This is a genomic window from Spongiactinospora rosea (assembly GCF_003315795.1).
Taxonomy (GTDB): Bacteria; Actinomycetota; Actinomycetes; order Streptosporangiales; family Streptosporangiaceae; genus Spongiactinospora; species Spongiactinospora rosea.
In genome coordinates this window covers 62,390-89,363 of sequence record NZ_QMEY01000001.1, presented here as the reverse complement: position 1 = coordinate 89,363, position 26,974 = coordinate 62,390, and the positions used below count along the sequence as shown (strand labels likewise).

At 69.1% G+C, this 26,974-nt stretch carries 22 protein-coding genes; 19 read left to right on the top strand and 3 right to left on the bottom strand.

All coding sequences use genetic code 11. From position 1 onward, the window contains the following. Positions 1-50 precede the first annotated feature (50 nt). From DP939_RS00380 to DP939_RS00290, 19 genes are all read left to right on the top strand, one after another. Positions 51-938, top strand: coding sequence for an ABC transporter permease (locus DP939_RS00380; protein ID WP_113977458.1), 888 nt, complete (start codon positions 51-53; stop codon positions 936-938). Continuing rightward, positions 935-1,942, top strand: coding sequence for an ABC transporter ATP-binding protein (locus tag DP939_RS00375; RefSeq protein WP_225877973.1), 1,008 nt, complete (start codon positions 935-937; stop codon positions 1,940-1,942). The genes DP939_RS00380 and DP939_RS00375 overlap by 4 nt, the downstream gene beginning before the upstream one ends. Next, positions 1,939-2,967, top strand: a complete 1,029-nt coding sequence (locus DP939_RS00370; RefSeq protein WP_113977456.1) for an ABC transporter ATP-binding protein — start codon at positions 1,939-1,941, stop codon at positions 2,965-2,967. Before DP939_RS00375 ends, DP939_RS00370 begins: the two co-directional genes overlap by 4 nt. Positions 2,968-3,096: 129 nt before the next feature. After that, positions 3,097-3,768, top strand: a complete 672-nt coding sequence (locus DP939_RS00365; RefSeq protein ID WP_113977455.1) for a GntR family transcriptional regulator — start codon at positions 3,097-3,099, stop codon at positions 3,766-3,768. 224 nt (positions 3,769-3,992) lie between these two features. Further along, positions 3,993-5,123: a thiolase family protein gene (locus DP939_RS00360; protein ID WP_113977453.1), complete on the top strand. Its 1,131-nt coding sequence runs from the start codon at positions 3,993-3,995 to the stop codon at positions 5,121-5,123. Positions 5,124-5,136: 13 nt separating this feature from the next. Then, a complete protein-coding gene (locus DP939_RS00355; protein ID WP_113977451.1) occupies positions 5,137-5,568 on the top strand; it encodes a Zn-ribbon domain-containing OB-fold protein in 432 nt (143 codons plus the stop codon). Continuing rightward, positions 5,565-6,359, top strand: coding sequence for an enoyl-CoA hydratase/isomerase family protein (locus tag DP939_RS00350; RefSeq protein WP_113977449.1), 795 nt, complete (start codon positions 5,565-5,567; stop codon positions 6,357-6,359). The genes DP939_RS00355 and DP939_RS00350 overlap by 4 nt, the downstream gene beginning before the upstream one ends. Then, on the top strand, positions 6,352-8,637 hold the full coding sequence (locus tag DP939_RS00345) for a CoA transferase (protein WP_113977447.1): 2,286 nt from the start codon (positions 6,352-6,354) through the stop codon (positions 8,635-8,637). The genes DP939_RS00350 and DP939_RS00345 overlap by 8 nt, the downstream gene beginning before the upstream one ends. After that, entirely contained in the window at positions 8,634-9,809 is a 1,176-nt protein-coding gene (locus tag DP939_RS00340) for a thiolase domain-containing protein (RefSeq protein ID WP_113977445.1), read from the top strand. The genes DP939_RS00345 and DP939_RS00340 overlap by 4 nt, the downstream gene beginning before the upstream one ends. Beyond that, entirely contained in the window at positions 9,806-10,234 is a 429-nt protein-coding gene (locus DP939_RS00335; protein WP_113977443.1) for a Zn-ribbon domain-containing OB-fold protein, read from the top strand. Before DP939_RS00340 ends, DP939_RS00335 begins: the two co-directional genes overlap by 4 nt. A gap of 31 nt (positions 10,235-10,265) precedes the next feature. Next, positions 10,266-11,648 carry a 3-oxoacid CoA-transferase gene (locus tag DP939_RS00330; protein ID WP_199564882.1) on the top strand — a complete coding sequence of 461 codons (1,383 nt, stop codon included), beginning with the start codon at positions 10,266-10,268 and terminating at the stop codon, positions 11,646-11,648. An 11-nt stretch (positions 11,649-11,659) separates the two neighbouring features. Next, positions 11,660-13,072 carry an amidase gene (locus DP939_RS00325; protein ID WP_263972283.1) on the top strand — a complete coding sequence of 471 codons (1,413 nt, stop codon included), beginning with the start codon at positions 11,660-11,662 and terminating at the stop codon, positions 13,070-13,072. Then, entirely contained in the window at positions 13,069-14,511 is a 1,443-nt protein-coding gene (locus tag DP939_RS00320) for an aldehyde dehydrogenase family protein (RefSeq protein WP_113977439.1), read from the top strand. Before DP939_RS00325 ends, DP939_RS00320 begins: the two co-directional genes overlap by 4 nt. Further along, positions 14,508-15,566: an Ldh family oxidoreductase gene (locus DP939_RS00315; protein WP_199564881.1), complete on the top strand. Its 1,059-nt coding sequence runs from the start codon at positions 14,508-14,510 to the stop codon at positions 15,564-15,566. Before DP939_RS00320 ends, DP939_RS00315 begins: the two co-directional genes overlap by 4 nt. Positions 15,567-15,613: 47 nt before the next feature. Further along, the gene (locus DP939_RS00310) at positions 15,614-16,309 is read left to right on the top strand and encodes an N-acyl homoserine lactonase family protein (RefSeq protein ID WP_147267794.1); all 696 of its coding nucleotides are present in this window, start codon (positions 15,614-15,616) and stop codon (positions 16,307-16,309) included. Positions 16,310-16,367: 58 nt separating this feature from the next. Further along, the gene (locus DP939_RS00305; protein WP_199564880.1) at positions 16,368-17,360 is read left to right on the top strand and encodes an SMP-30/gluconolactonase/LRE family protein; all 993 of its coding nucleotides are present in this window, start codon (positions 16,368-16,370) and stop codon (positions 17,358-17,360) included. A 197-nt stretch (positions 17,361-17,557) separates the two neighbouring features. Next, a complete protein-coding gene (locus DP939_RS00300; protein WP_113977435.1) occupies positions 17,558-19,471 on the top strand; it encodes an acyltransferase family protein in 1,914 nt (637 codons plus the stop codon). Positions 19,472-19,698: 227 nt separating this feature from the next. Then, entirely contained in the window at positions 19,699-22,011 is a 2,313-nt protein-coding gene (locus DP939_RS00295; protein WP_113977433.1) for an ATP-binding cassette domain-containing protein, read from the top strand. A 163-nt stretch (positions 22,012-22,174) separates the two neighbouring features. Next, positions 22,175-22,489: a hypothetical protein gene (locus DP939_RS00290; RefSeq protein WP_113977431.1), complete on the top strand. Its 315-nt coding sequence runs from the start codon at positions 22,175-22,177 to the stop codon at positions 22,487-22,489. A 10-nt stretch (positions 22,490-22,499) separates the two neighbouring features. On the opposite strand, the gene DP939_RS00285 is transcribed toward DP939_RS00290, so the two are convergent. From DP939_RS00285 to DP939_RS00275, 3 genes are all read right to left on the bottom strand, one after another. Beyond that, complete coding sequence (locus DP939_RS00285; RefSeq protein ID WP_113977429.1) at positions 22,500-23,141, bottom strand: DUF4386 domain-containing protein; 642 nt, start codon at positions 23,139-23,141, stop codon at positions 22,500-22,502. A 741-nt stretch (positions 23,142-23,882) separates the two neighbouring features. Continuing rightward, entirely contained in the window at positions 23,883-26,114 is a 2,232-nt protein-coding gene (locus tag DP939_RS00280; protein WP_147267793.1) for a type I restriction-modification system subunit M/S, read from the bottom strand. After that, complete coding sequence (locus DP939_RS00275; protein WP_113979429.1) at positions 26,111-26,755, bottom strand: hypothetical protein; 645 nt, start codon at positions 26,753-26,755, stop codon at positions 26,111-26,113. Before DP939_RS00275 ends, DP939_RS00280 begins: the two co-directional genes overlap by 4 nt. Between the last annotated feature and the right edge of the window lie 219 nt (positions 26,756-26,974).

The following is a 26,974-nucleotide window of genomic DNA, read 5'->3' as shown; positions in this document are numbered from 1 at the left end:
AGAATCAGGGATTGCAGTCCACCGACCCCCCGGTAATGACGGCGGGGACGATGCCACGACCGAAAGAGCCTGCCGTACGCCGCAAGCGCGCGGGACGGTTCGCACAGCTCGCCCGCAGGTTCGCCGGCAACAAGCCGGCGGTGGCCGGCGGGATACTGCTGTTCGTCATCCTCGTCGTCACCATGGGCGCCCCGCTGTTCGCCCCCTACACACCTGAACAGATCAACATCGCCGACCGGCTGTCCGGCCCGACGCCCGCGCACTGGCTCGGCACGGACGCCCTCGGCCGGGACACCCTCAGCCGCCTGCTGTTCGGCGGGCAGATCTCGCTCGCGGCCTCCGCGCTGTCCGTGGCCATCGCCACGCTGATCGGCCTGCCGCTGGGCATCCTGGCCGGGTACGTCGGGCGCGGCCCCGACTGGCTGCTGAACCGGGCCTCCGACATCCTGATGACGTTCCCGGCGCTGGTGCTGACGATCGCCATCATCGCGGTGGTCGGCCCCGGCCTCACCACGGCGATGATCTCGCTCGGCATCGTCTACTCCGCGCGGCTCTTCCGGGTCATCAGAAGCGCGACGCTGGTGGTCCGGCAGGAGGTGTACATCGAGGCGTCGATCAGCATCGGCACGGCGAACCACACGATCCTGTGGCGGCGGATCCTGCCGAACGTGCTGCCGACGCTGCTGATCCAGGTCTCGTTCCTGCTGGCGTCCGCGCTGCTGGCCGAGGTGACGATCAGCCTGCTCGGCCTGGGCGCGCTGCCGCCCACCGCGAGCTGGGGCAGCATGCTGGGCCAGGCGTTCGCCGAGATCCGCGGCACGCCCTCGCTGGCCGTCTTCCCGGGCATCGCGATCGCGCTGGCGACGCTCTCCTTCAACCTGGTCGGCGACGGCCTGCGCGACTCGTTCGGCCGCGCGACGAGAAAGGCGGAAGGGTGACCGGTACCGAACCTTCCGGCAGCCTGCTCAGCATCGAGGACCTGCGGATCGACTTCGCCACCGACCGTGGCTGGGTGAACGTCCTCAACGGCGTGTCCTTCGACGTCGGCAAGAACGAGATCGTGGTGCTCGTCGGCGAGTCCGGCTCCGGCAAGACCGTCACCAGCCTGTCCGTCCTGGGGCTGGTCCCGCGGGCGCACAGTCGTAAGACCAGCGGGCACATCTGGTACGACGGCAAGGACCTGACCGAGCTGCCCATCGGCGAGTTGCGCGACATCCGCGGCAACGAGATCTCGATGATCTTCCAGGAGCCGATGACCAGCCTCAATCCGGCGTTCACCGTCGGCGACCAGATCGCCGAGGCGTACCGGCGGCACCGCGGCGGCAAGAAGAAGGCGGCGCTGGCGCGGGCCGCGGAGATGCTCGACCTGGTCGGCATCCCCAACGCGGGCGCGAGGGTCCGCGACTACCCGCACGAGTTCTCCGGCGGGATGCGGCAGCGGGCGATGATCGCCATGGCGCTGATCTGCGAACCCCGGCTGCTCATCGCCGACGAGCCGACCACCGCCCTGGACGTCACGGTGCAGGCGCAGATCGTCGAACTGCTCATCCGGCTGCGCGACGAGACGGGGTGCGGGATCCTGTTCATCACCCACGACCTCGGCGTGGTCGCCGAACTGGCCGACAAGGTCGTGGTGATGTACGCGGGCGAGGTCGTCGAGACCTCCCTCGCCCGCGATCTCTACATCCAGCCCAAGCACCCCTACACCGAAGGGCTGCTGTCGGCGATGCCGCAACAGGGCGTACGCGGCCAGGAGCTGCCCACGATCCCGGGCCGCACGCCCGAGCCGTGGAGCATGCCGAGCGGCTGCCGGTTCAGCCCGCGCTGTTCGCACGCGGTGGAGGAGTGCGGCAAGGCCGCGATCCCGCTGCGGGTGCTGGACGACGGCCGCGCCTGCCGCTGCTGCCGCAGTGGTGACCTCGCGCTGGGAGGTGTCCGGTGAGCGACCGGCTGGTCGAGGTACGCGACGTCAGCGTCGTGTTCCACAAGAAGGCGCTGTTCAAGAAGACGCGCAGCGTCGAGGCGGTCAAGAGCGTCAGTTTCGGCATCGACCGGGGCGAGACGCTGGGCCTGGTCGGCGAGTCCGGTTCGGGCAAGTCCACCACCGGCCGCGCGGTGCTCAAGCTGGTACCGGTCGCCTCCGGCGACATCACCGTGGGCGGGCAGAATCTCACCGACCTGAACGGCCGGGCATTGCGCAAGGCCCGCAGGCGAATGCAGATGGTCTTCCAGGACCCTTATTCGTCGCTCGATCCGTCGGCGACCGTGGCGGCGAGCATTTCCGAACCGCTCATGGTCCACGACCATGTCTCGGCCCGCGCGGCGCGCGCCCGGGCGCTGGAACTCATCGAACTCGTCGGCCTTCGGGCGAGCCATGCCGACCGATATCCGTACGAGTTCTCCGGCGGCCAGCGGCAGCGGATCGCCATCGCGCGGGCCATCGCGCTGAATCCCGATTTCATCGTGTGCGACGAGGCCGTTTCCGCGCTCGACGTGTCCACCCAGAACCAGGTCATCAACCTGCTGGAGCGGCTGCGCACGGAGTTCGACCTGGCCTATCTGTTCATCGCGCACGACCTGGCGATCGTCCGCCATATCTCCCATCGGGTGGCGGTGATGTATCTCGGCAGAATCGTCGAGAGCGGCCCCGCCGAACGCGTTTACAACGAGCCGGCCCACCCCTATACACAGGCGCTGCTGTCGGCCATCCCCAATCCCAGCCCGCACCGGCGCGCCGACCGCAGAATCGTGCTCGCCGGTGAAGTGCCGGACCCGGCGCGACCCCCGTCGGGATGCCCCTTCAGGACCCGCTGTGCTTTCGCCATGGACATTTGCGCGGAGCGAATGCCCGAGCACACGGCGATCAACGGCGGTGGCGAGGTGGCATGTCATCTGCAAACAAGTGGCCCGGAACTCTCCGGGGCGCCCCTGGGCGACCTGACCGCTGCGGCGATACGTCGCGCATGAAGTCGTCTTGGCTGGTAGGACCACATTAATGTGGCATTTCTTACAGCCCGTGGAGATCAACTTCTCCTTGACGGCGACTTATCGGCAGACGTACTATTACATACGTCAGACAAACTCTAGGGAGCCTTGGTGGACCGTAAGCTCGACCTGGCCATCGAACGCCCGACCGAGTCCGTCCCGGAAATGGTCGTGCGACGGATAAGCAGGGCGATCGCCGATGGCCTGCTGCCCCCCGGGCGGCAGCTCACCGAGCGCGAGCTCACCGAGCTCACCGGCGTCAGCCGCACATCGGTGCGCGAGGCGATGCGACATCTCCAGACCCTCGGTCTGGTGGAGGCCTCGCCGAGCCGCGGAGTACGGGTGGCCGTGCTCGGCAGCGCCGAGGTGCGGGAGATCTACGAGGTGCGCGACGCGCTGGAGCCGGCCGCCGCCGAGCTCTTCGTGCTCAGGGCGACCGACGAAGAAGTCGCCGCCCTGGTGGAGAAAGTGCAGCCGAGGGCCACCGGAGACGAGCGGCAGCGGGCGATATTCGAATTCGACGAACTGCTCGTGGCGGGCGCCCGTAACACGCTGCTCGCCTCCATGCTCTCCCCCCTGCACACCCGCATTCACGCGCTGCGCAGCCTTTCTGTGACCATTCCCGGTCGCCGGGAGGCCTCCATCCAGGAATACCGCGATCTCGCCGACGCGATCGCGGACCGCTCGCCCGAGCGGGCGGCCGAAGCGTCGCACCGGCACGTCAGGGCGGCCGCCAAGGCCGCGCTGGAAGCCGTGAAGATCTTCGAGAAACAACGGCGATGACCCTTTGCCGACCATGAGCCCGCGTCCGGCCGGCGTCGCACCATGACGCCGGACCCGGTCACGGGCCGATCGACCGCGCCCCGCGCCACCACCTGGCGCGGGCAGGCGTGGTGACCTCCCCTGGCCGCACGGAGATACGCGCCTCCCAGCCGGCCTCCGGAGCCACTCCGGAGATGTGGCGTGGTGCTCCCCCGCCCATCACGAACAGCGAAGGCTGAATACTGATGATCGCGAAAGACGTCGCAATCGTAGGTGTCGGCTCGTCCAACTTCCACGAACTCTACGCGGAGAAGGACGCCTCCAGAGATCCGTACGGACTGGCCGCGGACGCGCTGCGCGAGGCGCTGGACGACTGCGGCCTTGGCAAGAACGACATCGACGGCCTGCTGTGCACGAATCTCAAGTACGGCCGCATGGGCGATGTGATCGGCCTGCGAAATCCCAAATTCGTGCACGACCTGGAAGGCACCGGCCGCATGAGCGGCGTGTCCCTCCAGGAGGCCTGCGCGGTCGTGCAGGCCGGGCTCGCCGATGTGGTGGCCGTCGTTTACGCCACAGTCGGCCGTTCCGTCGGAATGAAGTACGGCGGCGAGGACGGGGGGCCGACCACCGCCTACGACACGATGTACGGAATGACCTCGACCGGCGCCTACGTGTCGCTGATGTACCAGCGGTACCGCAAGATGTACGGGGTCCCCGAAGACGCCCTCGCGCCGCTCGCGATCAACAACCGCTACAACGGCGCGCGCAATCCCCGCGCGGTCTTCCAGCGCGAGATCGACCACGCCGAATACATCGGCTCGCGGTTCATCGCCGAGCCGCTGCGCAAGCTGGACTACTGCATCATCAACGACGGCGCGGTGGCGTTCATCGTCACCTCGGTCGACCGCGCGCGGTCCATGCGCAAGAAGCCGGTCCGGATCGCCGGGACCGCGGGAATGGCCGAGCTGAACAACCACTACACCAGCCCGGACTTCTATTTCGCGGCCTGCCGTGACGTGGCCGACCGGCTGTACAAGGAGACCGGCCTCGGCCCGGACCAGATCGACTGCATGCAGGTGTACGACAACTTCCTGCCGACGATCCTGTTCACCCTGGAGGGCTTCGACCACGCACCCAAGGGGAGCGCGTGGGAATGGGTCGCGGACGGCACGATCAACCTCAACGGATCGCGTCCGCTGAACACCTCCGGCGGTCACACCAGCGAGAGCTACATGCAGGGTTTCGCGCTGCACGTCGAGGCGGTGCGCCAACTGCGCGGCGAGGCCGGTGACCGGCAGGTCCGCGGCTGCCGCACGGTGCAGTACATGTGCGCCTCGCCGATCGTCACTTCGCACATCTTCACGATCGACTAGCGGGGAGCGGACGATGAACGTCGAAGCCTACGCCAGGCTGTTGCCCGAGATCACCGCGGCGAACAAGCCGTTCTGGGACGGCTGCGCCGCCGGAGAACTGCGGCTGCAAACGTGTACGGAATGCGCGACCCACCGCTTTCCCGACGGGCCCACCTGCCCCAACTGCCTTTCCCGTGCGCACACCTGGCAGACCGTCAGCGGCACCGGAACGCTCTGGTCCTGGTTCACCATGCACCAGAAGTACTTCCCGGCCTTCGCCGACGAGATCCCCTATCTGGTGGCCTACATCAAACTCACCGAGGGGCCGTTCCTGATCAGCTCGCTCGTCGATCCCCCCGCCGACCTGGAACTGGACCAGCCGGTGCGCGCGGTGTTCGGGCCCGGCCCGTCCGGGCGTCCCATCGTGCGGTTCGCCGTCGAGTCCGCCGGGGCGGTGACCCGATGAGCGAGACCACCGCGGCGGAACCGCTCGTGAAGCACGAGTCCCTGGGCGACGGCATCGCCCTGATCACGCTCAACCGCCCCGCCAAGCGCAACGCGATGAGCCGGGCCGCCCGAGCGGCGCTGCTCGACGCGCTGGACGCCTCCCACGGCCCGGCCAAGGTCGTCATCCTCACCGGCGCGGGCCCGGCGTTCTGCGCCGGAGTGGACCTCAAGGAGGCCGGCGCCGAGCCGCCGGACACCGACGCCACGGCCGAGGGCCGCCGCACGAGCTGGCACGCCGTACAGGAGCGCATCCGCGAGCACCCGGCGATCATCATCGCCGCGGTCAACGGGTTCGCGCTCGGCGGCGGGGTGACCCTGATCAACTCCAGCGACCTGGCCATCGCCGCCGAGAACGCGCCGATCGGCATGCCGGAGGTCGGGCTGGGCTTCTACCCGGGCCTGGCCGGGCCGTCCACGCAGCTCCGGCTCAGCCCCAAGCGGGCCGCCTGGATGGTGTTGACCGCCGAGCGCATCGACGGCAGCACCGCCGCCGAGTGGGGCCTGGTCAACCAGGCCGTACCGGCGGGCGAGCTGCTGCCCGCCGCGCTCGACCTGGCCGCGCGGATCGCCCGGCACAACCCGGTCGCACTGGCGTGGGCCAAGCGCGCGCTGCGCGAGATCCCGATGCACATCTCGGACTGGTCCACCGCGCTCGCGTACGGCGAGAGCCTGAAGGTGCAGGTCCAGGCGCGTACCGGCGTCCTTGACGACGGGTTCGCCACGCCCCGGCGGACGGCCGGCGATGGCTGACCTGGGCTCCTCGCCGCTGCCCGGCCGCTCGCTGCGCGTGGTCGAGATCTCCGAAGGGATCGCCGCGCAGGTCTGCGGCCGGCTGTTCGCGGGCTTCGGGCACGCCGTCACCAAGTGCGAGCCGCCCGGCGGCGATCCGCTGCGGACGCTGGAACCGGTGGACGCGAGCGGCCTGAGCTACCGGTTCGCGGCGCACAACGCCGACAAGCACAGCGTCGAGGTGGACCTCACCGGCCACGGCGGCCCGCTGCGCGGCCTGCTGGCCGACGCCGACGTCCTGATCACCGACCTGGGCCCGGCCGCCGCGCAGGCCGCGGGGCTGTCCGCGACGCGGCTGCGGGAGGAGTTCCCCGGCCTGGTCGTGGTGTCCATCACCCCGTACGGCCTGGACGACCCGCGTTCCGACCGGTTCGGTGACAGCTTCCTGGCCGAGTGCGCGGGCGGCCTCGCCGCGATGGTCGGCGAGCCGGACCGCCCGCCGCTCGCCCTGGGCGGCGAGCAGACCGCGCACGCCGCCGCGTTCACCGCGTTCTTCGGGGCGATGCTGGCGCTGCGCCGGCCCGGCGGCGACATCGCCGACATCGCACTGTGCGACATCGCCGCCTACATCGACTGGAAGAGCGACGTCACCTACGCGCACAACGGCACGGTGCCGACGCGCACCGGCGCGAGCGCCGGGATCTGGCGGATCCTGCGGGCCGCCGACGGCTGGATCGGCGTGGTGTACCAGCCCGCCCAGTGGGACGCCGTCGCGTCCCTGGTCGGCGATCCGGCGCTGGCCGACCCCCGGCTGCGCGAGGACCGGGGCCGCTTCGAGCTGGCCGGCCAGTGGTGGCCCGCGGTGGAGCGGTGGGCGGCCGGGCTGCCAATGCGGGAGGTCTACGCGCAGGCGCAGCGGGCCGGGCTGCCGTTCGGCTACTGCGTTGACGTCGCCGAGCTGGTCGCCACGCCGCAGTACCTGGAGCGCGGCTTCATCTCCGCGAACGAGCGGCGGGGCATCGGCCCGATCGTGCGTTCCGCCGAACTCGGCTGGCGCAGCGGCCCGCCCCCGGCACCCGGCCAGGCGGCCGTACCTGAGACCGAACCGGCGGCCCGCGAGGTCGCCGATCCCCCGCTGGCCGGGGTGACCGTGCTGGACCTCGGCACCATCACCGCGGGCGCGGCCACGGGCCGGCTGCTGGCCGACTACGGGGCCACGGTCATCAAGGTCGAGTCGATGAACCGCCCGGACTCCTTCCGGCTGTGGCCGTCCACCCGCCCGGACGCCACGGACGGCGGCCTGGAAGAATCGCCGCTGTTCGAGTCGAACAACGCGGGCAAACTGGGCATCACGCTGGACCTGAAGACGGCGGAGGGCCGGGCGGCGATGCGCGAACTCGTCGCCACGGCAGACGTACTGATCGAGAACTTCACGGTCGGCGTCACCGAACGGCTCGGCGTCGACTACCCGACGCTGCGCGAGATCAACCCGCGGCTGGTGTACCTCTCGCTGTCGAGCCAGGGCCAGACGGGACCGGAGGCGCGCGGCCGTTCCTACGGCTCCACGCTCGACCTGCTGTCGGGCCTGGCGTCGGTGACCGGTTACGACGACGGCCATCCGATCTGGTCGTCGGCGGACCTCAACTACCCCGACCAGATCGTGTCGTTCTTCGGCGCCGCCCTGGTGGTCTACTGCCTGAACCAGGAGGTGCGCGGCACGCACCTGGACCTGTCCCAGCGCGAACTGGTCACCTGGACGCTCGCCGACAGCATCGCCCGGTACCTGGACACCGGCGAGGTCGCCACCCCCACCGGCAACCACCGGCCGGGCAGCACCCCGCACGACGTCTACCGGTGCGCGGGCGATGACCAGTGGGTCGGCATCGCCTGCCGAAGCGACGACGAGCGCGCCGCGCTGGCCCGGCTGATCGGGGCCGGCGAACTGGCCGGACGTCCCGCCGGGTGGTGGCTCGCCGAACGCGAGACGGTGGACGCGGCGATCACCCGCTGGTCCGGCGACCGCGCGAAGGCCGACTGCGTGCGCGAGCTGACCGAGGCGGGCGTCCCCTGCGCGCCGGTGGTGTCGGCGGACGAGCGGGCCAGGGATCCGCACTTCCACCGCCGCCGGGTGTTCCTTCCCGGCGTACCGCGCCGGAAGGGCTTTCCGCTGCGGCTTTGCGAATACGAGCCCCCGGACCCCGGGCCCGCCCCCTCCCTCGGCCAGCACAACGCCGTGGTGCTCAGCGGCCCGCGGCAATCCCACGAAGGCGCCCCAGCGCAGATGAGAGGAACGAGATGAACACCCGGGGAAACGCAGTGATCGTCGGGGCCTACGAGCATCCAGGACGTGAACTCCCCGACAAATCCCTCGCCCAGGTCCACGCCGAGGTCGCGCTCGGCGCGGTCGCCGACGCCGGGCTGACGCTCGACGACGTGGACGGCTTCTTCGTCGGCCACGACGCGCCGGGCTACGGCGGCGGCTGGATCTCCATGGCCGAGTACCTCGGCCTGCGGAACCTCACGTACATGGACTCCACCGAGAGCGGCGGGGCCTCCCCCATCTACCACGTCTCGCACGCGGCTGCGGCCATCGCCGCGGGCAAGTGCAAGATCGCCCTGGTGGCGCTGGCGGGCAAGCCGCGGACCGGCATCCAGCCGGGCGGCGGCGGGCCGCTGACGCCGGAGGAGAGCTTCGAGGGCCGCCTGTTCGGCGTGACCGGGCTGGTCGCCTCCTACGCGCTGTCGGCCCGCAGGCACATGCACGAGTTCGGCACCACCAGCGCACAGCTCGCCGAGATCAAGGTGGCCGCCTCGATCCACGCCTCGCACAACCCCAACGCCTTCCTGCGCAAGGCGCTGACCGTCGAGGACGTGGTCAACTCCCCGCTGATCGCCGACCCGCTGCGGCGCGGCGACTGCTGCGTCGTCACCGACGGCGGCGGCGCGGTCGTGGTGACCAGCCCGGAGATCGCCCGCACCCTGAACCGCCGGTCGGTCAAGGTCCTCGGGCAGGGCGAGGCCGGCAAGATCGTCAACGGCGGCAAGCTGGACCTGACCTACACCCCGGCGGTGTGGTCCGGGCCGCGCGCGTTCGAGCAGGCGGGCGTGACGCAGGCCGACATCGACTACGTCTCGGTCTACGACAGCTTCACGATCACGGTGCTGGAGATCCTGGAGGATCTCGGGTTCTGCGAGAAGGGCAAGGGCGGCGAGTTCGTCCAGGACGGCACGCTCGTCGCCCCGCACGGCAGGCTCCCGTTCAACACCGACGGGGGCGGCCTCGCCAACAACCACCCCGGTCACCGGGGCGGCATCACGAAGATCATCGAGGCGGTCCGGCAGCTCCGCGGCGAGGCGAACCCGGGCGTGCAGATCCCCGACTGTGAGATCGCGCTCGTACACGGCAACGGCGGCGACCTGGGCACCCGGATGCGCGCCGCCACGATGATCTTGGGCAGGGAGGACGCATGAGCGAGGTCCGGACGAGCACGGCGCTGCCGACGCCGGTTCCCACCATCAACCCCGACAGCGCGGAGTTCTGGGCCGCGACGGCGGAGGGCCGGTTCATCACCCGCCGCTGCACGAACTGCGCGCAGTACATCTGGTACCCGCGGCCGATCTGCCCGTTCTGTCACAGCCAGGAGACCGTCTGGGAGCCGCTGAGCGGGCGCGGGGTGATCTACTCCTTCAGCGTCGTGCGCAAGGCCGGCGGCGACTGGAAGGGGGTCACGCCCTACGTGCTCGCGTACGTGGAGCTGGAGGAAGGCCCCCGGATGATGACCAACATCGTGGACTGCGACGTGGAACAGGTCGCCATCGGCGACCCCGTCGAAGTCGTCTTCGAGGACACCGGCCAGGGCAGCGCGCTCCCCCGGTTCCGTCCCGCCCCCCGCTGACGCCGACCGACCGCAGAAGAGGTACCAGGCCATGGCAATCAACAAAGTCTACGAATCCCCCGCCGCGGCGGTCGCCGACGTCCCCGACGGCTCCAGTGTGTCCATCGCCGGGTTCGGCATGACGCACAGCTTCCCGACCAGCCTCACCGTCGCGCTGCGCGAGCAGGGCGCGCGGCGGCTGTGCATCGTGGCGAACTCCCTGGGCACCGGCGAGTACCGGTCCAACACGCTGATCGAGAACCGCCAGGTCAACCGCCTGATCGTGTCGTTCTCGGCACGGGCGGGCGAGGCCCGTTCGGCCGCCGAGCAGCAGATCGCGGCCGGTGAGATCGAGGTCGAGCTGGTACCGCAGGGCACCCTCGTGGAACGGCTGCGGGCCGGTGGCGCGGGCATCGGCGCGTTCTACACGCGCACCGGGGTCGGCACGGCCATCGCGGAGGGCAAGGAGACCCGCACGATCGACGGCGTGGAACACGTTCTCGAGTACGGGCTCAAGGTGGACTACGCGCTGATCCGCGCGGCCCGCGCCGACCGCTTCGGCAACCTCTCCTTCACCGGCGTCGGCCGCAACTTCATGCCGTCCTTCGCCAAGGGCGCCAAGATCACCGTCGCCGAGGTGGACGAGATCGTGGACGGCGAACTCGACCCCGAGGCCATCGGCGTGCCCGGCATCTTCGTGGACCGCGTGGTCATCCGGACCGTGGACGTGCCGCACGACTTCCCCACCCCGCGCGCCGGGCGCGGCGCCGACAGCGCCCGCACCTACAACGGCAAGCCCGCGATGACCCGCAACAAGATGGCCGAGGTGGCCGCCGGGCTGGTCCCGCCCGGCAGCTACATGAACCTCGGTTTGGGCATCCCCACGCTGATCTCCAACTACATCGAGGGCCGCGACATCGTGCTGCACTCGGAGAACGGCGTGCTCGGGTACGGCGGGATGGCCACCAAGGACGACTACGACCCCGAGCTCTACAACGCGGGCGGCCAGTACGTCCACCTCACGCCCGGCGCGTCGTTCTTCGAGAGCGTCACGTCGTTCGAGATGGTCAGGGGCGGGCACGTCGACTTCGTCGCGCTCGGCGGGTTCCAGGTGGACGGCAAGGCCAACCTCGCCAACTGGAGCACCCCCGACATGATCGGCGGCGGCATCGGCGGCGCGATGGACCTCGTCGCGGGCGACACCACCGTGATGGTCCTGATGACGCACCTGGACTCCAAGGGCAAGCCGAAGCTGGTCAAGGAGTGCGACTTCCCGCTGACCGGCCTGGCGTGCGTGAACATCGTGGTCACCGACCTCGGCGTGTTCCGCTGGGACGGGTCCAGGTTCCGGATGGAGTACGTCGCCCCCGGCTTCACCCCCGACGAGGTGGCCGCGCTCACCGAACTCGACCTCGACCTGTCCGCGGTCCGGTGAATCCCGGCCGGTTGAGCGCCGCCGAACTGGTCCGGGCCTATCGGCGGCGGGAGCTGTCCCCGGTCGAGGCCGCCAAGGCCGCACTCGATGCCATCGACGCGCACGACGGCGAGCTGAACGCCTTCGTGCTGGCCGACCGGCCCGCGGCGCTGCGTGCGGCGGCGGAGTCCGAGGCGCGCTGGACGTCCGGGACGCAGCTCGGGCCCGCCGACGGCGTCCCGGTCGCGGTCAAGGACCTGCTGCTCACCCGGGGCTGGCCGACCCTGCGCGGCAGCCTGCTGGTGGACCCCTCCGGGCCGTGGCACGACGACTCGCCGAGCGTGGCCCGGCTGCGCGAGGCGGGCGCGGTGCTGGTCGGCAAGACGACGACGCCGGAGTTCGGCTGGAAGGGCGTCACCGACTCGCCGGGGTTCGGCGTCACCCGCAACCCGTGGAACCCGGCGCTGACCTCGGGCGGGTCGAGCGGCGGGTCGGCGGTCGCGGTCGCCACCGGGATGGCCACCTGGGCGATGGGCACCGACGGCGGCGGTTCGGTACGGCTCCCGGCGGCGTTCACCGGGACGGTCGGGCTCAAGCCGACCGGCGGCCTGATCCCGATGTACCCGCAGGGCAACAACGGCCTGCTGTCCCACCGCGGGCCGATGGCCAGGACCGTGGCGGACGTGGCCGGGATGCTGGACGTGGTGGCCGCCTACGACCCGCGCGACCCGGCGGCGCTGCCGCCGCCATCGGCCTCGTTCGTGGACGGCCTGAACGCGGGCATCTCCGGCCTGACCATCGCCTACTCCCGCACCCTGGGCTACGGCCGCAACGACCCCGCCGTCGAGGCGGCCGTGACCAGGGCCGTGGAGGTGCTGGCCGACCTCGGGGCCAAGGTCGAGGAGGTCGATCCCGGCTTCGCCGACCCGATCGAGGCGTTCCAGACCCTCTGGTGCGCCGGGGCCGCCAAGACGCTGGACCGGTACCAGGACGCCGACCTGTCGCGGGTCGATCCGGGGCTGCTGCGGTCGGGCGAGAGCGGGCGGGCGGTCTCGGTGCCCGCGTACCTGGACGCCCTGGCGGTCTGCACCGACCTCGGCATCCGGATGGCCCGGTTCCACGAGCGCTACGACGCCCTGGTGACCCCGGCCACCCCGATCACGGCGTTCGCGGCGGGCCGCGACCAGCCCGACGGCTCGCCGTCGGAGGTGTGGGCCGCGTGGACGCCGTACACCTATCCGTTCAACATGACCAGGCAGCCCGCGCTGAGCGTGCCCTGCGGCCTCACCGGCGACGGCCTGCCGGTGGGGCTCCAGATCGTCACCGCGCGCCACCAGGACGCCCTCGCCCTGCGCATCGGGCACGCCTACGAGCAGTGCGCGCGGTGGACGGACGCCGTCCCCCCGCTGCGCACCACCAATGAGCTGGAAGGAGGGGCACAGTGACCGCTGTCCCCCGCATCGGAAACCTGATCAACGGCGAGTGGCACTTCGACGGCACCGAGCGCGAGGTGCTGCACAAGTACACCGGCGAGGTCCTCGCCATCGCGCACGACGCCACCCCCGCCCAGGTCACGGACGCGGTGACCGCCGCCCGCAAGGCGAGCGAGTCGCCGCTGAACCCCTATCAGCGCTTCGAGATCCTGTCCAAGGTCGCCGACGCGATCGCGCGCGACAAGGAACGCCTTGCGCTGGAGGTCTGCCGCGAGTCCGGCCTGACCCTCAAGGACTGCCTGGGCGACATGGACCGCGCGGTGGAGACCATGCGGACCTCCGCCGAGGAGGCCAAGCGGATCACCGGCGAGATGGTGCCGATCGCCGGGGCCCCCGGGTTCGCGCACCGGATGGCGTTCACCGTGCGGTACCCGGTGGGCGTCGTCGGCGCGATCACGCCGTTCAACTCGCCGCTGAACACCGTCGCGCACAAGGTCGGCCCCGCGCTCGCCGCCGGGAACGCGGTCGTGGTGAAGCCGTCGCCGTTCACGCCGATCGCGGCGGCCTCGCTGTGCACGATGCTGCTGGAGGCCGGGCTGCCGCCGGGCTTCATCGGCCTGCTGCTCGGCCCCGGCGACCCGGTCGGGACGAGCCTGGTCGACGACGAGCGCGTGGACTTCTTCACCTTCACCGGCAGCACCGCGACCGGCAAGGCCATCTCCGCCCGCCTGGGCATGCGCCGGGGCACGATGGAGTGCGGCAACGTGTCCGGCACGATCGTGTGCGCGGACGCCAACGTACGCGACGCGGCCGAGCAGTGCGCCAGGGGCGCGTTCCGCAAGGCCGGCCAGGTCTGCACCTCCGTGCAGCGGCTGTACGTCCACGCCGACATCCTGGAGGAGTTCCTGGGTCACCTGACCACCGCCGCCTCCACCTTGGTGGTCGGCGACCCCGAGGACACGGCCACCGACATCGGCCCGATGATCAGCGAGGCCGCGGCCAAGCGGGCCGAGGAGTGGGTGAACGAGGCCGTCGCCCAGGGCGCCCGGCTGATCCACGGCGGTCAGCGCGACGGGGTCGCGTTCGCCCCGACGATCCTGACCGAGGTCCCCTCGGACGCCCGCGTCGTCTGCGAGGAGATCTTCGCGCCGGTCGTGTCGGTGATCCCGTTCAAGGACTTCGGCGAGGCGCTGCGGGTCGTCAACGACACGCCGTACGGCCTGCAGGCGGGCATCTTCACCCGCGACCTGAACCAGGCCCTTGAGGCCACCAAGCGGCTCCGCGTCGGCGGCGTCGTGATCAACTCTACGTCGAGCACCCGCGCCGACCTGATGCCCTACGGCGGCGTCAAGGACAGCGGCTACGGCACCGAGGGGCCGAAGTACGCGGCCAGGGAGATGACCGAGGAGCGCCTGGTGCTGCTGGAGCCCGCCAAGGACGGCGACCGGTGACGACCGACGACACACCCCCGCCCGTCCCCGCGGACCTGCTGGCCGACACCGCCACGCGCATCCTGCTGGCCCATGACGTGCCCGCCGAGGACGCCCGCCTGGTGGCCGACTGCCTGGTCCAGGCGGACCTGTGGGGACACCAGTCGCACGGGTTGCTGCGGCTGCCCTGGTACGTCGCGCGGCTGCGCTCGGGCGCGATGCGGGCGCGCACCACGCCGGAGACCGTCATCGACGCGGGTGCGGTCGCGACGATCGACGGCCACGACGGCATCGGGCAGGTCATCGCCGCCCATGCCGCCCGGGAGGCGACCGAGCGCGCCGCGCGGCACGGCATCGGCGCGGTCGCCGTGCGCAACTCCGGCCACTTCGGCATGGCCGCCCACTTCACCCGGATGGCCCCGCCGAAGAACTGCGTCGGCATCCTGACCACCAACTCCAGCCCGGCCATGGCCCCGTGGGGCGGCCGGGTCAAGGCGGTGGGCAGCAACCCGTGGTCCGTCGCCGTGCCGCTGGACGGCGAGCGGCAGATGGTGCTGGACATCGCCAACACCGCCGTCGCCCGGGGCAAGATCTACCTGGCCCGCAACCGGGGCGAGCAGATCCCGGACGGCTGGGCGATCGACGTCGAGGGCAACCCCACGCGCGACCCGAGCCTGGCCATCGCCGGGACGATCCTGCCGATGGCCGCGCACAAGGGGTACGCGATCTCGCTGATGATGGACGTGCTGTCGGGCGTACTGACCGGCAGCGGGTTCGGCACCCAGGTCGCCGGGCCGTACCAGCCGGACGAGCGCAGCAGGTCCGGGCACCTGTACCTGGCCATGGACATCGCGGCGTTCATGCCGCCCGCGGAGTTCACCGAGCGGATGGGCGAACTGGTGCGCGAGCTGAAGTCCAACCCGCCGGCGGGCGGGACGGGCGAGGTGGTGTACCCGTGGGAGATCGAGGACCGCACGGCGGCGCGCAACCTGGCCGAGGGGATCAGGCTGCCCGAACAGACCCTGGCCGACCTGCGCAAGCTCGCGGCCGAGCTGGAGATGGAGGTGGCCGTGTGAGCCCGCGCATCGTGCCTCTCCAGGTGGGGCGGTCCAGGAACGTGCCGATGGAGGCCGCCGTGTACGGGCATCCGCACGGCGAGACCGTGGACATCATCATGTTCATGTTCGTGGTCGAGGCGGGCGACCGGCGCATCCTGGTGGACAGCGGCACGCTCGACCCGGAGTACGTGCGGCGCTACCACCCGTACGACTTCGCCAGGGACCCGGACAGCGAGCCGTTGATCGTATTGCGCGAAAACGGATACGACCCCGCCGATTTCGATACCGTCGTCAACACGCATCTGCACTGGGACCACTGCTCCAACAACGGGCTGTTCCGCAATGCGCGCGTGCTGGTGAACAAGAAGGAGCTCGAATACGCCATCGATCCACTGCCGATCCACCGCCGGGCCTATGAGAAACTGCCGGGCCTTCAGGCCCCCTGGATGGCCGCCTGGGACCGCATCGAGACCGTGACCGGCGAACACCGGATCTGCCCGGGGGTCACCGTGGTTCCGCTGCCAGGGCACACTCCGGGGTCGCAGGGCGTGCTCGTGGAGACCGGCGGCGGGCGGTATCTGATCGCGGGCGACGCGCTCGGGGTGTACGAGAACTGGAACACGGAGGACTGGCGGGAAAGCGTGCCGCCGACCATTCACACGAACGTGATCGAGTGTTTCGAGACCTTCGAGTACATCGCGAGCCTTTCGTGCGAGGTTATCCCCAGCCACGACGGGCGCATAGCCGAAATCTATGGTTAGCCGCGCTTTTCCGGTCCGCGACGCGAGACCAGCGCGCCGAAGTCAGAAGAAGGTGTGCATGTACCGAGCAACCTGGCGACGTTCCGCGGTTGTCGCCGCCGTCGCCGCATCGCTGTTCATCGGTTCCGCCGCCCAGGCGGCGGCAACCCCCGAGCACGGCCGTGTCTCCACGGCGTTCGAGATCCCCGGTGACCGGGTCTACCCCGAAGGCATCGCCGCCGACCCGCACACCGGCGATATCTACGTCGGAGCCTACGAGGGCGGTGCGATCTTCAAGGTCACTCGCGGGCAGCGCGTCGCGAAGGAGTTCCTGCCCTCGGACGGGCGTGCGCATGCGCTCGGGCTGGAGGTCGACCGGGCCAGGCGGCTGTGGGTGGCGGACCGCAACACCGGGGTCGCGGTGTACGACATCCCACGCCAGCGGCTGATCGCCCGTTTCGTGGTCCCCCGCGATGCCGATCGTCTGATCAACGACGTGGCCATCGCCCCGGACGGCACCGCGTACATCACCGAAAGCCGCCGCGCCGAGGTCTACCGCGTCACACCCCGGCAGCTGGAGGAGGCCCGCGACCACGACGGCCCGGTGCCGATCACGCCCGCGTTCGACCTGAGCGGGCATCTGGACCCGCGTGAGCCCGGCGCCATCACCCTCAACGGGATCGTCGCCGCGCCGACGGGACGCTACCTGCTGACCGTGGACATGACCGGCGGCGACCTTTACCGCATCGAGCTGCCCTCCGGTAGGGTCAGCCGGGTCGCGCTGCGCGGCGGAGACCTCAACCGGTCCGACGGCATGGAACTACGTAACGGCACGTTGTGGGTGGCCCACCCCATCCTCGACGCCAACGCGATCAGCCGGTGGAGCATCGGCAAGGACGGCCGCACGGCTCAGATGACCCGGCGGATCACCGACCAGGCTCTGCAACTCCCGACCACCATGGTCCGCACGCACGGCGGTCTTTACGTGGTGCGTTCCCAGTTCGACAAGGGCGGCCCGTCAGGCGAGGGCACCCCGCAACTCCCGTTCAGCATCGCTTTCGTACGCATCTGAGGGCACCCGCATAGCGAACCCTTTTCACACCTGAAGGCGGCGCGCGTGCCCCAGACGCGCGCCGCCTTCTTGTCTGCGTACCGGATCAGGAACGGTGATCTGTCGCGAGCCTGCGGCCTGCGACGTAGCGTGTTGAGGTCACTGACCGCAGGCCCGGCGGCGCTCGCACGGCCGTTTCCACAAGGGGACGAGATCTCTTGACGACCACGGAGAAGGCCGCGACGTCCGCCGGTCGTCCTGTCACGGCCGAGCGTGATCCGGCACTGGACGGGATTCGGGGCATCGCGGTGCTCGCCGTGGTCGTCTACCACCTCGGCGCGCCCTGGCTGCCCGGCGGGTTCCTGGGCGTGGACGTCTTCTTCGTGCTGTCCGGATTTCTGATCACCAGGCTGCTGGCGGCCGAATTCGGCGCGACCGGGCGGATCGATCTGGTCCGGTTCTGGGTGCGGCGGGCGCGCAGGCTGCTGCCCGCGTTGTTCGGCCTGCTGGCGGTGCTGGTGATCTACGCCGCCACCCGCCCGCCGGAGATGCAGAAACCGCTGCGCGACGACCTGCTCTCCTCATTGCTCTACGTCACCAACTGGCAGTTCGTGCTCGAAGGGCGCTCGTATTTCGGGGAGTTCCAGTTACCCTCCCCGCTGCGGCACCTTTGGTCGCTGGCCATCGAAGAACAGTTCTATCTGGTCTTTCCGCTGGTGCTGATCGCGCTGGCGCGGATCGGCCGGCGCAGGCAGGCGGCCTTCTGGGGGGCGGGGGTCCTGCTGTCGGTGGTCGCGCTGGCCTGGTTATACGACGAGGCCGACCCCTCCCGCGCGTATTACGGCACCGACACCCGGCTGCACGAACTTCTCATCGGCGTCGGCCTGGCGCTCTCCTTCGGGCGGGTCAGCGATTTGGTGCGGGAATGGCTCGCGCCGGTCGCGCTGACAGGGCTCGCGGTGCTCTTTCTCACCGTGGACGATCGGGGGCACTTCTATTACCACGGGGGTTCACTCGTGGTGTCCCTCATCACGGCGGCGTTGATCGCCGGTGTGGTCGCCGTGCCGAACCGGTTTCTGGGGGTGCCGCCGCTGGCCGCGCTGGGCCGCATCTCCTATGGCGTTTATCTGTGGCACTGGCCGGTGATCGTCATTCTCACGCAGGAGCGCATCGGCGTTTCCGGTCTCGCCCTGGCCGTACTCCGTGTCGCGGTGACCCTGGTCGTGAGCGTGGCGTCCTATCACCTGCTGGAAATGCCGATCCGCCGGGGGGCGATCGCCGGTTTCCGGCTTCCCGCGCGGCGATTCCTGCCCGGGGCGCTGGTCGTACTGGCCGGATTGTTCGGCGCCACATTCGTTGCGACCGGCAATGCCCGGCCTGAACCCGCCTACGTGCAGCAGAGCGACGGCCTCATCGTCCCCCGCGACGCCGACCCGCATCTCCCGGTGGTCGGGCTGGTCGGCGATTCGGTGGCGGCCAGCCTTCAGCCGGGGCTGGCGTCCGTCGCCCGGCAACGCGGATACACGCTCGTTTCCGGGGCGCGTCCCGGATGCGGCATCGGTACGTCATTGCTGCTGGACGAGACCGGCCATCCGTTCCCGCGTTCGGAGGTATGCGCCGAGCGCACACCGCGCCTGCAGAGCGAGCTGATGAACCGCTTTCATCCCCGGGCGGTGCTCTGGCACAGTTCGCGCGACCGCATGGAGATCCGGGCCGGTGGGCGGCGACTCCACGCGGGCACCGCGGAATGGACCGCCCGCCTTTACGCGAACTGGGACGCCGCCCTGAACCGCCTTTCCATTCACGGCACCCGGGTCATCGTGCTGCTGCCCGCCTGGGGGCCGGGCGCCAGCGCCCAATCCACCTGCGGCGGCGAACTCAACCTCACGCCCGCCGAATGCGACCGCGCGTCCGTCACCACCGAACACCTGCGCCGCCTCTACCGCGAATGGGCCGGGCACCACCCCCGCCAGGTCTCCCTCCTGGACCTGGGCACCGTCGTCTGCCCCCACGGCCTGCCCTGCCCGCACGACGACGGGCCCGCCCGCCTGCGCGCCGACGGCGTCCACTTCACCGAACAGGCCGCCCGCCGCCTCGCGCCGCGCATCCTCGACCTCGCCGCGCTGCGCTGAGCCGCCCTGCGCAGGAACGGTCAGGAATCGAGAAGCGCCACCCGGTTGGGCGCGTTTAGCCTGGCCGGCATGGACATCAACATCTACGCCGGTTTTCTCCCGCACACCGACCCGGGAACATGATCCGCGTTCAAGAGAACCCGACATAGTGCCCGGACCTGGTTAAATCTAGCGAGGCGACGCCCACGGAGGCCGCGAACGCTACCCCCACCACAGATGGAGAGAGTATGAGCACGCCCATCAGGACGGACACGCAGTCGCCCGCGCTGCACGTTGCCGACAGTCACGATCTGATCCGCGTGCAAGGCGCGCGTGAGAACAACCTCAAAGATGTCAGCGTCGAGATTCCGAAGCGCCGGCTGACGGTGTTCACCGGGGTGTCCGGTTCGGGGAAGAGTTCGCTGGTGTTCGGTACGATCGCCGCCGAGTCGCAACGGCTGATCAACGAAACGTACAGCGCCTTCGTCCAGGGCTTCATGCCGACCCTGGCCCGGCCCGAGGTGGACCTGCTGGAGGGGCTGACCACCGCGATCATCGTCGACCAGGAGCGGATGGGGGCCAACTCCCGCTCCACCGTCGGCACCGCCACCGACGCCAACGCGATGCTGCGGATCGTCTTCAGCCGGCTCGGCGAGCCGAGCGCGGGACCGTCCTTCCACTACAGCTTCAACCTGCCCGCCGGGGCCTGCCCGCGCTGCGAGGGCATGGGCCGGGTGAACGACATCGACCTGACCCAGCTCTACGACGACAGCAAGTCGCTCGCCGAGGGCGCGATCACCATCCCCGGCTACAACGCGGACGGCTGGATGGTACGCATCTTCACCTCGTCCGGCTTCCTCGACCCCGACAAGCCGATCCGCGACTACACCGAGACCGAGCTGCACGACTTCCTGTACCGCGAGCCGGTCAAGGTGAAGTTCGAGAACATGAACCTCACCTACGAGGGCCTGGTCTCCAAGGTCAAGAAGTCGCTCCTGGCCAAGGACCGCGAGGCGATGCAGCCGCACATCCGGGCCTTCGTGGACCGGGCGGTCACGTTCACCGCCTGCCCCGAGTGCGGCGGCAGCAGGCTCAACGAGGCGGCCAGATCCTCGCGGATCAAGGGCGTCAACATCGCCGACGCGTGCGCGATGCAGATCAGCGACCTGGCCGAGTGGGTCCGCGGCATCGAGGACCCGTCGGTGGCCCCGCTGCTCGCGACACTGCAGCAGACCCTCGACTCGTTCGTGGAGATCGGCCTGGGGTACCTCTCGCTCGACCGGCCGTCCGGCACGCTGTCCGGCGGTGAGGCGCAGCGGACCAAGATGATCCGCCACCTCGGGTCCTCGCTCACCGACGTCACGTACGTCTTCGACGAGCCGACCGTCGGCCTGCACCCGCACGACATCCAGCGGATGAACGACCTGCTGCTGCGGCTGCGCGACAAGGGCAACACGGTGCTGGTCGTGGAACACAAGCCGGAGGCCATCGCGATCGCCGACCATGTGATCGACCTCGGTCCGGGGGCCGGTACGGGGGGCGGCGCGGTCTGCTTCGAGGGCACCGTCGAAGGGCTGCGGGCCGGCGGCACCCTCACCGGGCGCCACCTCGACGACCGCGCCGCGCTGAAGGACGAGGTGCGGACGCCCACCGGCAAGCTGGAGATCCGCGGCGCGCACGCGCACAACCTCCAGGACGTGGACGTGGACATCCCGCTCGGCGTACTCGTCGTCGTCACCGGCGTGGCCGGGTCGGGCAAGAGTTCGCTGATCCACGGGTCGATCCCGGCGGGCGCGGGCGTGGTGTCGGTCGACCAGACCGCGATCCGCGGGTCGCGGCGGAGCAACCCGGCGACGTACACCGGGCTGCTGGACCCGATTCGCAAGGCGTTCGCCAAGGCCAACGGCGTGAAGCCGGCGCTGTTCAGCGCCAACTCCGAGGGCGCCTGCCCCAACTGCAACGGCGCGGGCGTCATCTACACCGACCTGGCGATGATGGCGGGCGTCGCGACCGTCTGCGAGGAGTGCGAGGGCAAGCGGTTCCAGGCGTCGGTACTGGACCACCACCTCGGCGGCCGGGACATCAGCGAGGTGCTGGCCATGTCGGTGACCGAGGCGGAGGAGTTCTTCCGCGCGGGCGACGCCCGTACTCCGGCCGCGCACGCCATCCTGCACCGCCTCGCCGACGTCGGCCTCGGCTACCTCAGCCTCGGCCAGCCGCTCACCACCCTGTCCGGCGGCGAGCGGCAGCGCCTCAAGCTGGCCACCCACATGGCCGACAAGGGCGGCATCTACGTCCTGGACGAGCCGACCACCGGCCTGCACCTGGCCGACGTCGAACAGCTCCTCGGCCTGCTGGACCGCCTGGTCGACTCCGGCAAGTCGGTCATCGTCATCGAGCACCACCAGGCGGTCATGGCCCACGCCGACTGGATCATCGACCTCGGCCCGGGCGCGGGCCACGACGGCGGCCAGATCGTCTTCGAGGGCACCCCCGCCGCCCTCGTCGCCGCCCGCTCCACCCTCACCGGCGAACACCTGGCGGCTTATGTCGGCGCTTGACGAACGGTCAAAATGACCAATAATCGAGATGAATTAGCGAGGTATGTCGAGTTATAGATGGGTGTGCGCGGGGACAGATATTCTGACGGCGACGGGACTTCTCGGGAAATGGCCTGATCCTGCACCTTGAGTAAGTCATGTCACCACTCCAAAAGGAGAAGCCGTGATACCCCGCGCACTTTCTCTTCCGCTCATCGCCGCCGCCGCCATCGGCACGGCACTGTTCTCGGCCCCGGCCGCCGGCGCCACAACGACCCTCGTCGACACGTACACCTGTGACAACGTCATGAAGTCCGATATCGGCGACGGCTGGGCAGGCTGGGGCAACTGCGTCGGCTCCGCCGGCGCCCCCACCTCCGGCCCCCTCCCCGCCGCCACGCGCAACCTGGTCAACCGCACCACCTCGGTGACCGTGGTCTGCACCGGCGACGGCCAGGCCGTCCTCCCCGACCTCGTGGCCCTCAACTTCTGCTCATAAAACGCCCTGTTCAAGGAACCCGCCGAACGCCACTCGGCGGGTTCCGCGTTTTATGGCCTTTTACCATCAACCATCCGGCCAGGACCAGACTCTGCACCGCCATCGGCGCATTCATCCCCAAATAAGCCGGCCCGACGATCTCCACCTGCCGAAACAACACCAGAACACTCGCCGCCACCGCGATCCCGGCCCCGGCCAACCCCCAAACCGACAACCACCGGGGAACCGACTTCGCCCGATAAAGCATAAAGAACAAAAACCCGTCCGCCACCCCCAATGAAACGATCACCCCGACGTGATTGACCAGATCCCGCCCCACCCGCAGCATCTCAACAGTGGCGGCGTCCAACCCCGGCACCAAGAACAGCGGCAGCAGTATCACCCCGACGAAATGAAACCCCGCCGCGATCACCCTGAACCCGACGAACCCCAGGCTCAGCGCCTCACTCACCCCCCGCACCACCGGATACAAACACAACGCGAACCCCGCACAAGCCGGCACCATCACCAACTGAGCCCCCGCCCCCATGAGGATCCGCCCCTCATTCGCGGCAATCCGCCCGAAATACCCCGGCTCCTCCAACACCGGCACCACACTCCCCAACCCAGCGACCACCCCAACGATCACCAACACCCCCGCCAGCCTGCTCACCCGGCACCCCTCTCTTACACCCGTAAGGTAGTGCTCCGAAGCTACCTTACATGCGTAAGGCCGTCAACGCCCCACGAGGCGAGCAGGTCGAAGTGGAACCCCCTGGCGCATATGGCGAGCGAGCTTCTCCGCGCCTACCAGCCCACTGAGGATGAGCGCCCCACTGATGAAGGAAAGAATCTTCCCGACGCGTCCCCACCACAGGATGGAAATCCCGAGCAGGTCGTGACCGAGCACGGACCTGCCCACGACGGTGGAGCGGGGCGAACCGGCACCGGAGGCGATGAGGACCGGCGCGTACCGCCGCGGACCCATGCCCACGCGGATGGCCGGACGACGGATACCGAAAGTACCGGCCGCACGACGCGGTAACGCTCACCCGCGTGTGAGCCATTGGCCAAGTCGGGCCTGTCTCTCGACGAATTCCGCGACCTCCTGCCCGACGCCCCGAGCCTCAAGCCGCAGGAGACGCTTCTGGAGCTGGACGCCGACCTGGCAGGGGTGATCACCGCCAGAAGGACCCGGCCAGAGCGGACCTGCCCTCATTCCCGAATGACTCTGCGGGTTCCCATGAGCGACAGATTTAGCATTTTGACAAAGAGGGCGAACCGGCCGCCACCGCGGTCGATGCAAGCGGATATGCGCTCGGCCGCGGCCAGTCGGCTGCCGGTATCCGTGGCGCAGCCCCGTCAATCCCCTGGGCGCCTGGAGACGGTTGTGACCCCGCCACCGTCCTCACGACTATTTGGGCACGTCACTCGGGGGGATCACTCTCCCCGAGGTCAGCAGGGGGAACAGCACGTCTCGGAGCGCCGCGGTGGTCCGTGCGATCTCGTCATGGGCGGTGATCTTGTCACTGAAGGCTTCGAGCACACGACCGATCGTCTCCTGCGCCTCAGCAGGCGGGAGTACCACAGGCAGAGTTCCCAGGACGCGGGTGTTGATGCTGGGCAAGACACTCCCCGCAGAGTGACGAATCAGCCAGTCACGCACCGATGGAGAGCTCAGATAGTCGCTCAGGTACCGGGGGTCGGCTCCCTCTCTGGGGCGAATCCTGATCAGCCCTGTACCGCATACCCATCCTTGATGAGCGGAGGTGACCAGGGCGTGCCGGCCGATCCCGCCAGTCCGTGTGCAGACGATGTCCCCCTCCGCGAGCCGATAGTTGTCCAGCTTGCCAGCGGTATCCTCATCTATCCGATCGTAAGTTCCTGAGATACATCCCCCTTCGAGATTGCGCGGCTTGACAATGCCCACGGTTCCGTCATCCGAGGCGCGGATGAAGGGGCCCGAGGTGAGTTCCCCGAGGTCGGCGAGGCTCACTTCGCGCCACCCTGGCGGCAACTCACCAATCGGGAATTCCCGAATCTGGGCCCGCCCGATCACTTGATCCACCGTCATGTCGGCCTTCGCCGCCTGCTCATGTAGCCGGACCAGTTCCCGGAGCAGCGTCTCAACACCTTGACGGCCATCACCCGTCCCGGCAGCGGCAGGCTCGCCGATGGCGTACTTGCTAGGAGTGAGGTCATAGTCGCTCCCGCTCAGGTCCTCAGCGGTCACAACAGCGGTGGGCAACGTCTTATGGGCCGGGGTCACACCCGCACGCCAGTCAGCGAGAACTTCGCGAATCGCCTGGTGATCCTCTTCCGACAGCTTTCGCCGAGCACGCTGTGACAACTGGCCAAGCCGTGTCGCATCTACCAAGAGAAGGTCCTGCCGTGGATTCGGGGCGGCACGCAGGACCCATATCGTGGTGCCGATCGCCGTACCGTAAAAGAGCATCGAAGGCAGTGCTATCACCGACTCGATGCAACCGCCCGCCACCATGGCCTGCCGGATCACACGCTCGCGTCCCCCGCGAAAGAGAGTCCCGACTGGCATGACGACTGCGGCACGCCCACCTGGCGCCAGCCGCTCCAGTACGAACTGCAGCCACGCGAATTCCGCGTTGCGGCGAGGTGGTGGCCCATATAGCCAGGATTTGACTAGCTCCGGATCTCTGCGAGACCAGTCGCGCGTGCCGAATGGGGGGTTCGCAACAATGTACGGATAACTAGACGAGTGTTGATCGGGGCGGCTGAGGACGTCTATCGACTGCGTGCCGAGCCGGGCGTCGACGCCATGCAGCGTCATGTTCATCTTCGCCAAGACCAGGGCTTCGGCATTTAGAGCGTCGCCATGGACGGTAAGGCCGGGGGCTCGAAGGGCCGCGGAGAGCAGTATCTCTCCCGAGCCACAGCACGGATCGTAGATGTCCCCAGGTGCCTCAGCGTTGAGTGCGTCCACCAGGATGCGGACAACGGAAGGAGGTGTGTAGAACTCGCCGCCACGTTGGCCCTCCAACGTGGCGAAGCGATCCAGCAGAGCCTGAAAGGCTTCGGCACCGCCCAGGGCACGCACCGCATCGTCGACGAACTCGACGAGCTCTGTGCGGATCTTTGCGTTCATGTTGAATGCGATGGGCGGCAGCGTGTCACCGGTTGCGAGCTTGTCGACGATGGAGGTCATCGGTATCGCCGCTTTGCTACGGCCGGCGGCGAGGATAGACGACCATCCATCTTGGTCTTGCGCTCGCGTATAGACCAGGCTGAGCACCAGATCGCGGTAACGGACGATGTCATATGTGCCTCTGAGTCGCTCGACAGTCCGCCACAGATCGGCCGTCGCGGAAGGCTCGCGCATGGCTGTCGAGCGAGCCGGGGGACTCTGTACCGCCGATTTTGCAAGATTTCTGCGGAACCGTTCGCCGAAGGTCGCGCCTGGCCGCTCATCCGGCAGCAGCGCATTACTCGCGATCTTGTGCTGGTCGAGCCACTCCAGCACCGCTACGACCGCGAACAGTTCCTCTCCTTCGACGAGCTGTGGCCGAGGATAATCTTTGTGACGGCGCTCCCAGTTGGTCACCGCGGGGCGCTTCACATGAGCTAGTCGCGCGATCTCGGCCCGGGAGACGAAACCCTTCGGCGAAATCAACGTCTCCTCCCCCCTGGTCGGCGGGTCAGGAGGTCCGGCACCCGGTCGAAGGCTCGCAGCCAACCGACGACCTGCGGCTCCACGTAGCCCAGCAACCTGTAGATCTTGTCATGGTCTGCTGCCAGATGCCGGTGATGGATCGGCTCATGATGCATGATGCGATTACGCAGAAAAACCATGGTCTGCAGACTGTCACGCAGCGGCTCCCGCCTGCCCGAATAGTATGGGAACGCCCGATGCAAGGCCGGGACCCACAGGTGCCGATCGTACTTCCGACTCAGAAGCGACACCCAGAAGCCGAACGTCAGCTCGGTGACCACGTCATCGGCGGTGGGCAGGCCGATGCCCTTTCTAGCCAACTTCTGCTTCGCCGCAGCGACCTTGGCCGCCTCGGACTCGTCCAGAGGAGCCACTCTCCACCAGTCGTCCGTTCGGAACCGGGTCCGCAACCGGTCGTGCTCGGCGTTGCGCAAACAGATCTCCAAGCAGTGCAAAGGCCCGTAAAATGCCTCGGACACCTGGATATTCCACTGATACAAGTCCCACGCGACCAGGCGATCGCCCGAGAGCGCACCGAGGTACGGAGCGAAGCGCGGCACGGAGATCACCCGCTCAACCCATCCGGGCAGTTCGGCACGCAAGATGGCACCTCCGAAGGCATAGCTGACGTGCAGCGGCGCCTCGGGGTATACTGGGCCTCGTAAGCCCCGGGTCCGCCTCTGCTCTGCATGCCGCCCGGGGCACGGCTTTTCCTGGTCCAATAGCCGTACGAATCCCGCCTCGAAGAGCTCTTCGCTGTACCTCCAACGTACAGGCATGCGATCATTCCACGCAAGTGTAGGGAGCCTACAAAAACTGTT

Coding starts and splice junctions, on each gene's coding strand:
- DP939_RS00335 (WP_113977443.1), top strand. CDS start 9,806: ATGAGCGAGGTCCGGACGAGCACGGCGCTGCCGACGCCGGTTCCCACC.
- DP939_RS00310 (WP_147267794.1), top strand. CDS start 15,614: ATGGAGGCCGCCGTGTACGGGCATCCGCACGGCGAGACCGTGGACATC.
- DP939_RS00330 (WP_199564882.1), top strand. CDS start 10,266: ATGGCAATCAACAAAGTCTACGAATCCCCCGCCGCGGCGGTCGCCGAC.
- DP939_RS00355 (WP_113977451.1), top strand. CDS start 5,137: ATGAACGTCGAAGCCTACGCCAGGCTGTTGCCCGAGATCACCGCGGCG.
- DP939_RS00305 (WP_199564880.1), top strand. CDS start 16,368: ATGTACCGAGCAACCTGGCGACGTTCCGCGGTTGTCGCCGCCGTCGCC.
- DP939_RS00345 (WP_113977447.1), top strand. CDS start 6,352: ATGGCTGACCTGGGCTCCTCGCCGCTGCCCGGCCGCTCGCTGCGCGTG.
- DP939_RS00295 (WP_113977433.1), top strand. CDS start 19,699: ATGAGCACGCCCATCAGGACGGACACGCAGTCGCCCGCGCTGCACGTT.
- DP939_RS00380 (WP_113977458.1), top strand. CDS start 51: ATGCCACGACCGAAAGAGCCTGCCGTACGCCGCAAGCGCGCGGGACGG.
- DP939_RS00350 (WP_113977449.1), top strand. CDS start 5,565: ATGAGCGAGACCACCGCGGCGGAACCGCTCGTGAAGCACGAGTCCCTG.
- DP939_RS00360 (WP_113977453.1), top strand. CDS start 3,993: ATGATCGCGAAAGACGTCGCAATCGTAGGTGTCGGCTCGTCCAACTTC.
- DP939_RS00340 (WP_113977445.1), top strand. CDS start 8,634: ATGAACACCCGGGGAAACGCAGTGATCGTCGGGGCCTACGAGCATCCA.